Source organism: Halorubrum amylolyticum (assembly GCF_004114995.1).
Lineage (GTDB): Archaea > Halobacteriota > Halobacteria > Halobacteriales > Haloferacaceae > Halorubrum > Halorubrum amylolyticum.
Window position 1 is genome coordinate 275,001 of the sequence record NZ_SDJP01000002.1, and the last position, 9,169, is coordinate 284,169.

The 9,169-nt window shown below is 70.3% G+C and carries 11 protein-coding genes; 3 read left to right on the forward strand and 8 right to left on the reverse strand.

What is annotated here, in order from left to right:
* Window positions 1-30: 30 nt before the first annotated feature.
* Together dapB and dapA are read right to left on the reverse strand one after the other, a co-directional pair.
* On the reverse strand, window positions 31-843 hold the full coding sequence (gene dapB / locus ESO89_RS03870) for a 4-hydroxy-tetrahydrodipicolinate reductase (protein WP_128904359.1): 813 nt from the start codon (window positions 841-843) through the stop codon (window positions 31-33).
* The gene (gene dapA, locus ESO89_RS03875; protein ID WP_128904360.1) at window positions 840-1,838 is read right to left on the reverse strand and encodes a 4-hydroxy-tetrahydrodipicolinate synthase; all 999 of its coding nucleotides are present in this window, start codon (window positions 1,836-1,838) and stop codon (window positions 840-842) included. Before dapA ends, dapB begins: the two co-directional genes overlap by 4 nt.
* A 414-nt stretch (window positions 1,839-2,252) precedes the next feature.
* On the opposite strand from dapA, the gene ESO89_RS03880 reads away from it, so the two are divergent.
* On the forward strand, window positions 2,253-3,113 hold the full coding sequence (locus ESO89_RS03880) for an HD domain-containing protein (protein ID WP_128904361.1): 861 nt from the start codon (window positions 2,253-2,255) through the stop codon (window positions 3,111-3,113).
* Window positions 3,114-3,182: 69 nt separating this feature from the next.
* The gene (locus ESO89_RS03885) at window positions 3,183-3,755 is read left to right on the forward strand and encodes a PUA domain-containing protein (RefSeq protein ID WP_128904362.1); all 573 of its coding nucleotides are present in this window, start codon (window positions 3,183-3,185) and stop codon (window positions 3,753-3,755) included.
* Window positions 3,756-3,836: 81 nt separating this feature from the next.
* Here the strand turns inward: ESO89_RS03885 and ESO89_RS03890 are convergent, their stop codons facing one another.
* The 6 genes from ESO89_RS03890 to ESO89_RS03915 form a co-directional block, all read right to left on the reverse strand.
* On the reverse strand, window positions 3,837-4,901 hold the full coding sequence (locus tag ESO89_RS03890; protein WP_128904363.1) for a presenilin family intramembrane aspartyl protease PSH: 1,065 nt from the start codon (window positions 4,899-4,901) through the stop codon (window positions 3,837-3,839).
* A 705-nt stretch (window positions 4,902-5,606) separates the two neighbouring features.
* Window positions 5,607-6,413 (reverse strand): carbon-nitrogen family hydrolase, encoded by an 807-nt coding sequence (locus ESO89_RS03895; protein WP_128904364.1) that lies wholly within the window; start codon window positions 6,411-6,413, stop codon window positions 5,607-5,609.
* Window positions 6,410-6,838, reverse strand: a complete 429-nt coding sequence (locus tag ESO89_RS03900; protein ID WP_128904365.1) for a CoxG family protein — start codon at window positions 6,836-6,838, stop codon at window positions 6,410-6,412. The genes ESO89_RS03895 and ESO89_RS03900 overlap by 4 nt, the downstream gene beginning before the upstream one ends.
* A 99-nt stretch (window positions 6,839-6,937) precedes the next feature.
* Complete coding sequence (locus tag ESO89_RS03905) at window positions 6,938-7,165, reverse strand: DUF7123 family protein (protein ID WP_128904366.1); 228 nt, start codon at window positions 7,163-7,165, stop codon at window positions 6,938-6,940.
* A gap of 51 nt (window positions 7,166-7,216) precedes the next feature.
* Entirely contained in the window at window positions 7,217-7,399 is a 183-nt protein-coding gene (locus tag ESO89_RS03910; RefSeq protein WP_128904367.1) for a DUF7525 family protein, read from the reverse strand.
* A 73-nt stretch (window positions 7,400-7,472) separates the two neighbouring features.
* Window positions 7,473-8,504 (reverse strand): phosphate signaling complex PhoU family protein, encoded by a 1,032-nt coding sequence (locus tag ESO89_RS03915; RefSeq protein ID WP_128904368.1) that lies wholly within the window; start codon window positions 8,502-8,504, stop codon window positions 7,473-7,475.
* Window positions 8,505-8,676: 172 nt separating this feature from the next.
* Between ESO89_RS03915 and ESO89_RS03920 the strand changes: the two genes are divergently transcribed.
* On the forward strand, window positions 8,677-9,036 hold the full coding sequence (locus ESO89_RS03920) for a response regulator (protein WP_128904369.1): 360 nt from the start codon (window positions 8,677-8,679) through the stop codon (window positions 9,034-9,036).
* Window positions 9,037-9,169: the final 133 nt, after the last annotated feature.

Genomic DNA, 9,169 nt, shown 5'->3' on the forward strand with positions numbered 1-9,169 from the left:
GGTATTTATTCGTCGATGTGCGAATGCTCCTCAGTTATCAGAACCCGCGTCCAGCACGTCGCCGAACTCGTACCAGCCGGGGTCGCGGCCGGCGAGCCAGTCGGCGGCGTCGAGCGCCCCCTCGGCGAACACGCCGCGGTCGCCGGCGCGGTGCGTGAGCTCGATCGACTCGCGGTTCCCGGCCAAGAGCACCTCGTGTTCGCCGGTCACGTCGCCCGCGCGGCGGGCGTGGACGCCGATCTCGCCGGACTCGCGCGGCGCGTCGCCCTCGCGGCCGTGGACGCGCCGATCGAGGTCGTCCCGGACCGACTCCACGTCGTCGAGGATCGACTTCGCGGTGCCCGAGGGGGCGTCCCGCTTGGCGTTGTGGTGCGTCTCCGTCAGCTCCACGTCGTAGCCGGGAAGCGCCGCGGCGGCCTCGCGGACAGCTCGCCGGAGCGCGGCGACGCCGCGCGCGAAGTTCGACGCCTTGAGCACCGGCACCGACTCGCTCGCGGCCCGGAGGCTGTCGAGTTGCGCGTCCGCGAACCCGGTCGTCCCGGTGACCATCGGCACGCCGGCGTCCGCGCAGGCCTCGGCGTAGGCGACCGCCGAGGCGGGGCCGGTGAAGTCGACGAGCGCGTCCGGCTCCGCGGCCGCGAGTAGCTCGTCGAGCCGGTCGGCGTCCTCGACCGCGACCCCCGCCACGGGGTCGGTCGGAGTGCGGTTGACCGCGACCGCGACGGCGACATCCTCGCGGTCGGCGGCGGCCGAGATTACCTCACGGCCCATCCGGCCGCCCGCGCCGGTGACGGCGATCCGGAGGTCGGCGGTGACCGGGTCGTCCGCGTCGCCGCCGCTCATTCGGCGCCCCCCGTCGCGGGCTCGACGCCCTCCGGTTCGACGGTTCCCGGCTCGCCCTCCTCGTACGCGGCCAGCAGCTCGCGCAGGACCTCGCGCCGGTCCTCGGAGAGCCGCGAGAGCGGCGAGCGCACGCGCGGGCCGCCGTGTCCGCGGACGTGCATCGCCTCCTTCACCGGGATCGGGTTCGTCTCGGCGAACAGCTCGCGGACGAGCGGCGCAAGTTCGTGGTGGAGCGTCCGCGCGCGGTCGTAGTCCCCCGAGAGCGCGGCGCCGACCATCGCACAGGAGCGCTCCGGCTCGACGTTGGCGACGACGCTGATGGTCCCGGTGCCGCCGATCGAGAGCACCGGAAGGGTGAGTCCGTCGTCGCCGGAGAGCACGGAGAACGCCTCGTTGCGGGTGCGTTCGATCACCTCGCTGATGAGGTTCAGGTCGCCGGAGGCGGCCTTGTACCCCTGAATATTCGGGTGTTCTGCGAGCTCGACAGTCACGTCGACGGGGATCGACTGGCCCGTCCGGCTCGGGACGTTGTAGACGATCTGCGGGAGGTCGACTTCGTCGGCGATGGTGCGGTAGTGCTCCAGGAAGCCGGCGGGCTCGGGCTTGTTGTAGTACGGGGAGATGAGGAGGAGCCCGTCGGCGCCAGCGTCGGCCGCGCGCCGGGACAGCGAGAGCGCCTCGGCGGTGTTGTTCGAGCCGGTGCCGGCGATCACCGGCACGTCCTCGACGGCGTCGCGGACGGTCTCGATCACGTCGATGTGCTCGTCGTGAGTCATCGTCGCCGACTCGCCGGTGGAGCCGACGGGGACGACTCCGTCGACGCCGGCGCGTTCGAAGTATCGAGCGTTGGCGGCGAGCTGCTCGTGGTCGACCTCGTTGTCGACGGTGAACGGGGTCGTCATCGCTGGGTAAACGCCCTCGAAGGGCTCGTCGGTCGTCTCTCGGTCCGTCTCGTCCTGCGTCGCGTAGGGTGTCGTGGTCGTGGTGTCCGTCATGGGTGGGCGGGTCGGGTCTGCGGTCGGGTCGGGTCTGTGTGCGGTCGGTGTCCGCGGTCGGTCGGAAAACGGTGCGCGTGCGTCGGGGGTCGTCCGGGACGGGGTCGCCACTCCCGCCGGCGGACGGCTCACGCGCGTTTTTTCGAGAAGAGCCGCGTCGCTACCGGCGTCGGCGAGCCGTGTTCGGACGCGGGTCGGGTCACACCACCCTATGTGCCTTTGGCTCGCTTATAGGTTGCGCCTCGGGTCGAAACTGCCGCACTGACCGGTTACGCCCCTCTCACTGACCGGTTACGCCCCTCTCGTCGTCGCGTCCGCACAGCCGAGCGCGTCCACGCGGCCGATCGCGCAGCTGTTCTGCACCCGCCGACCACGAACATCCTTTTAAGTACTCGTCGCGTTCTCATCGATCTCATGACCGACTCCCCCGACGGCCCCGCCGACCCCGACGCCGACCCCGACGCCGACCCCGACGCCGACCGCCACGAGTACCACCCAGACCGAGAGCACGCCTTCCCCGACGACCGGCTCAACGAGATGCTCGACCGGATCGAGTCGAACCCGGAGATCACGGCGTACTTGGAGGCGCAGAACGTCAACCCCGTCGACCGAAAGGGGTACAACGACCACGGCGCGAAACACGTCGAGATCGTTCGGGACCGCGCGCTCCGGCTGTACGACCTGTTGAAGGCCGGCGGCGTCGAGTTCAACGGCGCCCGCCAGCAGGGGCTCGACGAGGCCGACGAGCCGGTGATCATCGCGCTCGCGGCCACGCTCCACGACATCGGGCACGTCGTCCACCGCCACGACCACCCCTACTACTCGATCCCGCTCGCCGCGGACTTCCTCGACGACTTCCTCCCCTCCTTCTACGGCGTTCCGGAGCGAGTCCGGATCAAGGCCGAGGTGCTCCACGCCATCCTCTGTCACCACACCGAGGAGCAGCCGCTGACCCGCGAGGCCGGCGTCGTCCGGATCGCCGACGGCCTCGACATGGAGCGCGGGCGCTCGCGGGTCCCCTACGAGGAGGGCGGCCGCGGGATCAACACCGTCTCCTCGCAGGCGATCGAGCGCGTCTCCCTGCGCAAGGGCGAGGAGACGCCGGCGCAGGTCGTGATCCGAATGAACAACGCGGCGGGGGTGTATCAGGTCGACTCGCTGCTCAAAGCGAAGATCGAGGGGTCGCTGCTGGAAGACCAGATCCGAACGGTCGCGATCAACACCCACCGCGACGGCGACGGCAACGGGTCGATCGTCGACCGGATCGAGCTGTAGCCCGCGCCGCCCGCGGCGGTCCGCAGCCCGTGTCGCAACGGCTTTGCGGGTGGCCGCGATAGCCGGGGTATGAGCGACGACGCGGCCCTCGCTGACCTGCGGACCGGCGCCGACTACCAGTTCGGCGCGGGCGCGGGCGACGCGCTGTTCCCCCCGGACGAGACGCTGACGCTCCGCCGGTCGAGCGGCGGCCGCCCCCGACAGGTGATCGTCGGCGACGTGGCCGACGACCCCGGGAGCCCGGAGGGCGACCGGCTCGTCTCGTACGGCACTGACGGGCGGTTCACCCTCGGCGTCGCCGGCGGGCGCCGGCTCCGCGAGGCGTTCGCGGTCCCCCGCCACCGGATGGTCGTCGGGGAGGAGAGCGAGCCGTTCGTCCGCGAGGGGCGCAACACCTTCGCGAAGTTCGTCACCGCGGCCGACGACGGGATCCGCCCCGGCGACGAGGTGCTCGTCGTCGACGAGGACGACGCGCTGTTCGCGGTCGGACGGGCCGAGCTCTCCGGCGCCGAGGCCGAGGCCTTCGCCAGCGGCGTCGCCGTCAAGGTGCGGAACGGGGCCGGCGCGGACGACGGGAACGGGGCCGGCGCGGACGACGGGAACGGGGCCGGCGCGGACGACGGGAACGGGGCCGGCGGCTAGGTCGGCGCGCGCCGAGATCGACGGCTAGAGGCCCTGGAGCCGGCCGGGAGTCCGAGACGTCGGCGGACCGCGTCTGCCGGCTCACACCACTCCGGCGAGCCCGACCGCCTCGATCAGCGGGACGCCGGCGGCGACGGAGCCGATCAGGTAGCCGCCGATCGCACCGCCGTTCAGCAGGGGCAGCCCGGCGTGCGGGCGTCCCTTGACGACCCAGCCCATCAGCACCAGCAGCCCCGCGAGGCTGCCCCCCATCGCGAGCAGCGCGGGCAGGTTGATCCCGATCAGCGGCACCGAGAGGTTCGCGGCCGGCGAGAAGGTCGCCGCGCTCGCCACGAGCACCGTCGGAATCACGGCGTCGCCGAGCCCGATGAAGAACGCGTCGCGGTCCTCGATGTCGGTCGGCTCCGAGACGTCTGCGCCCCCGTCCGCGGAGTCGTCGCGGTCGGCCTTGGGGTCGGCCTCGGGGCCGACTCCGGCGTCGCGGTCGGCGGTGTCGTCTCCGGCACCGTCGTCTCCGGCGCCGTCGTCTCCGGCGCCGTCGTCGGCCGCATCGCCTTCCGGTTCCGACTGCTCCCCGAGAAGCGAGTACGAAAGCGACAGCGGGATCACGAGCACCACCGGGATGTTCAGATCCATCACGCCCTCCGCGAGCGACAGCATGTGCTCGGTGCCGTACACCGATATCGCGTCGTACACCGCCAGCAGGCTCAGCAACACCAGCGCGGGCAGCGGTCCGAACGAGATGCCGAACAGCCCAGCCGCGCCCGCGCCCATCAATACCCCGGCGGCGTCGATCACGTACCACTCGGGGTGGACGAGCAGGGCGGCGCCGACCGCGACCGCGGGCGCGACGGCCGCGAGCGGTGGGACCACCGCGGAGAAGACGTACCACGAGAGCCACGCGGAGACGCCGACGATCAGCAGCCGGATCGCCTGATCGAGGTCGTAGCGGAACGCCGCGAGCATCAGCCCCGTCATGACGACGATCGCGGCGATGTACAGGAGGCTGTTCGTCGGGTTCTCCGGGTCGTCGACCGCCTGATAGCCGCTCTCCGTGAACTCCGGGACCAGCGCCAGCGCGCCCAGCTGCACGGCGAGGAACAGGCCGACGACGACGGCGACGCCGCGGTACTCGCGGGGGAACATTCGACCGTCGGTTCGGAGTCCGAGGGTTTCGTCCTTGCGCTTCGACTCGACGGCCCGACCGCTGGGGGAGCCGACGTCTCGCGCGCCGAGAAACGGGATCGGGTACGGTGTGGGAGCGGGTGGACCCGAGCCCGAGAGCCGACGGACGACGGACGGTGGAAGCGAGTCTCCGACCGGTCCGCCCGGAAACGGGTTGGGGCCGGTCGGCTTCGCCCGCGGCGTTTACGACCTGCCCCGACCGGCGTAAGTAGCTATCGCCCGAATTATCAATGCAGATACCGACCGTGTCGGCGGCTTCGCGGTCCGTCGGTCTCACGGTCGGTTAATTCCGCAGTCCGTCGGTCTCACGGTCGGTTAATTCCGCAGTCCGTCGGTCTCGCGGTCCGTCGCGTGGATCGGTCACGCTTCCGCGTCCCGGCGTGGCTCCTCGTGCGACGACTGCGCGTCGGTCCGAGATGCGACGAAAGGGAGAGGAGGCGGAAGCGGCGAAAGGCGGACCGGAAGCGGCGAAAGGCGAACTGAACGATCGAACGACGGGAGGCGGGCGGGCGGCGGCCGAACAGCGGACCCCCGGGCTGTCACCGGCGTCGCCGCCCGAGTGGTCGGGACGGGCGCGTGGTTTGTCGCCGAACTCCAACGAGAAAAGCGTCGGACTTCGGCAATCGATCCTTGTCGCTTCTCCCGTATAAATGAGACGGTCCGCGGCTACCGGCGGTCGCGCAGCGCGGGGAACTCCTCGCGCACCGCGGCCACGCGGTCCGGGTCGACCTCGGCGGTCACGGTCGTCGGCTCCTCGCCCGCCGACGCCAGCGTCGTCCCCCACGGGTCGTAGACGGTCGTCCGGCCGCAGAGCGCGTCGTCCTCGAACGCGCCGCTCCCGTTGACCGCCGCGACGTACGTCAGGTTCTCGATCGCCCGCGCCCGCCCGAGCGTCCGCCAGTGCTCGACGCGCGGGTACGGCCACGCGCTCGGCACCAGCACGCAGTCGACGCCGTCCTCGACCATCCGCCGGAACTGCTCGGGGAACCGGAGGTCGTAGCAGGTCGTCACGCCGACGCGCACGCCCTCGATCTCCGTCACCGGCACCCGCTCGCCGGGGACCAGCCGGTCCGTCTCCTCGGAGCCGTAGCCGAAGAGGTGTCGCTTCCGGTAGACGAGCCGGCGCTCGCCGCTCCGGTCGAAAAGGACCGCCGTGTTCGCGAGCCCCTCGTCGGCCGGCACCTCGATCCCATCGGCCGCGGACGCGGCGAGGTCCTCGACGACGGTCCCCGCCAGCACGTTGACGCCCTCCTCGGCCGCGACCGCGGCGAACCGACCCAGCCGGTCGTCGGCGAGGCTCTCGGCCGCGCGGGCGTACGAGTCGAACGCGAAGTACCCAACGTCGAACAGCTCCGGGAGGACGATCAGGTCGGCCCCGTCGGCCGCGGCCTCGCGGACCGCCTCGATCGCGTCCGCGACGTTGTCCTCGACGGCGCCGCCCTCGACGCCGAGCTGGACGCAGGCGAGCCTCATGCGGTCGTCCCGAGCGACGCCCGCAGGGCGTCCTCCAAGTTGTCCAGCTCCGCGTCGAAGTTGCGCTCGAAGAAGGACTCGACGCCCGGCAGCCGGCCGTCGACCACGAACTCGTTGGCCAGCCGGCAGCCGCCGTCGGTCTCGGTGATCGTGTGCTCACCGGTGACGCGGAAGGCGCGCGACTTGCCGACGAACTTCACACGGGTCGGCGGCTCGCGCTCGACCTCCTCCGTCTCGACGGAGATGGTCGACCGGATCATCGGGACCGGGAGCGCGACGTGCCACGTCGCCCGCCCGTCGCCGTGTACCTCGAAGGTGTCGACGACGCTTATCGCTCCTGCGCGCTGCTCGGCGTCCGAGATGAACGCCCACACGTCCGCAGGGGGGGCGTCGAACTCGAACGTCCGGGAGACTCGGACGGTCATACGCTCCCGTTTGGGGCTACGGGAGTTAAAAGCACGCGAGTCGAGCGGGTGGAGTGAAGCGGACGGGGGCGGAGTCGAGCGAACGAGAGGGAGATCGCATCAGCCCTGCGGGGTCACGCGCCACGTCGTCGACCGCGAGCGGCCCCACTTCTCGATGTCCACGTCGTCGGACTTCTCCGCGAGCCGGGGGAGCCGAGAGCCGACCTGCTTGGCGGTGAGGCCGATGGCGTCGGCGATCGTCTTCGAGCGGACGTACCGCTCGCCACGGGTGACGCTGTCCGTGAGGTACGCGAGGATGCGTTGCTCCTCCTCGGTGTACTCGCTCATACCTCAAGGTAGGCGGCAAACGTCCTTAACGGTTTCTCGTCCGGCCCGCGCTCAGTCGAAAATCTGGACGGCGACGACCGAACAGAGGGCGAAGACGAACGCCGCCCCGAACCCCCAGGCCTTCCCGAGCTGGGACGGGTGGCCGAACATCACGACGGCGCCGACGACCGCGATCGCGCCCAGCGCGAGCGCCACGCCGACCTCCTTGTCAGAGTCGATGGATGCCTCGCTCATACTCGACGCTTTGCGGGGGGCTACTTAGTTCATGCGAACGCGGGAAACTCGGGGTCGAAACGGCGACGCTCGGCTAGATGATCTCGACGTGCTCCGACTCCTCGTTGAGCGCGAGGTTCGCGGCGATCTCGGCGTTCCGCATCGCGTACTCCGCGGTGTGCTGGAGGCTGACGAGCACCTCGCGGGTCATCAGCAGGGTGTCGTTGTCGAGATCGTTCGGCAACTCCCCGAGGATCTCCTGCTCGCGGTCCTCCAGCCGGGCGAACAGGTCGCGGCACTCGACGGTGAGGTCGTAGTCGCGCTCGACGACCGCCCGCACGGCCAGCGCCGTCAGCTCGTCCACCTGATCGGTGAACTCGCGGATCTGCCGCATCGTCGCGCTGTCGACGTCGAGCGTGTGGCCCTCCGCCTCCATCACGATGTCGGCGATGTCCTCCGCGTTGTCGGCGGTGAGTTCGAGGTTCTTCGCGACCGACCGGTAGCCGATCAGCGGGAACCCCTCCTCTAACCCGACCGCGCGGGCGAGGTTCGGGTTCTGGTACGCCGTGAAGATGAGCCGGAGCAGGAGCACGAATATCTTGTTCGCCTGCCGCTCGCGGTTGAGCGCGCGCTGCGCGAGGTCGGGGTTGCCGTGCGCGAGCGCCTTCACGGCCTCGCCGCGCATGGTCGATCCCGTGTTCTCCAGCCGTTCGAGCAGGTTGTCGAGGGTGAAGTCCTCGGGGTCGACGGAACACCGGATCGAGATGTCCGAGGGGGTCTCCTCGATGACGCCGAGTCCCATCAGCTGCGTTTCGGCCTTGTAGACGGCGTTGATGTGCTCGCTGTCGAGCGTCCCCTCGCTGCGGACGTGGATCACGCGCCGCCCGAGGACGTACTGCGCGACGATGGCGCGTTCGAGCGAGCGCGCGTCGAGCGCGTCGGCGTTGATCACGGCCTCCGACTCCTCCGTGCTCACCGACTCCGGTAGGACCGTGAGCGTTCCCTTGCCGCCCATCCGCAGCGACACCTCGTCGCCCTTGTTGACGCCGTGCTCCTTCGCCCACTCAGCGGGGAGGGTCATCGCCAGCGTCGACGGCCCCAACCGCTGGACTTTCCGCGTTTCCATAGACGCTGGTACCGCCGGATACTCCTTAACCTTGTTCCTATGTCCATTATACGCTTCGTCGAATATACAAGGTGTTCTTCTGCGAGATCGACGCGGAACACGGAGCGAGGAAGCGTCCACCGGGCACGGGTCGATCCGCGCGTTTATGATGTTCTGTCGCCGACGGACAGGCATGACCGAGCGGGTACTCGTCGTCGACGACTCCTCGTTCCAGCGGACCGTCGTCCGGGACGCGCTGGAGGACGCCTTCGAGGTGGTCGACGAGGCGGAGAACGGCGCGGAGGCGGTGGAGCTGTTCGAGGCGTACGAGCCGGACGCGGTGTCGATGGACGTCGTCATGCCCGAGATGACCGGGATCGAGGCGACCGCCGCGATCAAGGACCGCTGGCCGGACGCGGTGGTCGTGATGTGCACGAGCGTCGACCAGCAGGAGAAGATGATGGAGGCGGTGAGGGCCGGCGCCGACGGCTACGTGACGAAGCCGGTCGACGCCGACGAGCTGGTCCCGGAGATGCAGAGCCACTTCGGGTGAGCGGTTCGGGGTAGCGGTGGTGGCGGGGGTCGTCCCTACCTAAAACAGCGAGAGAGTCCCGCCGTTTACGGCGGGCGTGAATCGCGTCACTCGACGACACGAACCACCGGTTACTCCCCGGCCGGAGTCTCCA

Excerpts from the sequence above, each read along its gene's own strand:
- dapB (WP_128904359.1), bottom strand. The coding sequence starts at position 843 with ATGAGCGGCGGCGACGCGGACGACCCGGTCACCGCCGACCTCCGGATC.
- dapA (WP_128904360.1), bottom strand. The coding sequence starts at position 1,838 with ATGACGGACACCACGACCACGACACCCTACGCGACGCAGGACGAGACG.
- ESO89_RS03880 (WP_128904361.1), top strand. The coding sequence starts at position 2,253 with ATGACCGACTCCCCCGACGGCCCCGCCGACCCCGACGCCGACCCCGAC.
- ESO89_RS03885 (WP_128904362.1), top strand. The coding sequence starts at position 3,183 with ATGAGCGACGACGCGGCCCTCGCTGACCTGCGGACCGGCGCCGACTAC.
- ESO89_RS03890 (WP_128904363.1), bottom strand. The coding sequence starts at position 4,901 with ATGTTCCCCCGCGAGTACCGCGGCGTCGCCGTCGTCGTCGGCCTGTTC.
- ESO89_RS03895 (WP_128904364.1), bottom strand. The coding sequence starts at position 6,413 with ATGAGGCTCGCCTGCGTCCAGCTCGGCGTCGAGGGCGGCGCCGTCGAG.
- ESO89_RS03900 (WP_128904365.1), bottom strand. The coding sequence starts at position 6,838 with ATGACCGTCCGAGTCTCCCGGACGTTCGAGTTCGACGCCCCCCCTGCG.
- ESO89_RS03905 (WP_128904366.1), bottom strand. The coding sequence starts at position 7,165 with ATGAGCGAGTACACCGAGGAGGAGCAACGCATCCTCGCGTACCTCACG.
- ESO89_RS03910 (WP_128904367.1), bottom strand. The coding sequence starts at position 7,399 with ATGAGCGAGGCATCCATCGACTCTGACAAGGAGGTCGGCGTGGCGCTC.
- ESO89_RS03915 (WP_128904368.1), bottom strand. The coding sequence starts at position 8,504 with ATGGAAACGCGGAAAGTCCAGCGGTTGGGGCCGTCGACGCTGGCGATG.
- ESO89_RS03920 (WP_128904369.1), top strand. The coding sequence starts at position 8,677 with ATGACCGAGCGGGTACTCGTCGTCGACGACTCCTCGTTCCAGCGGACC.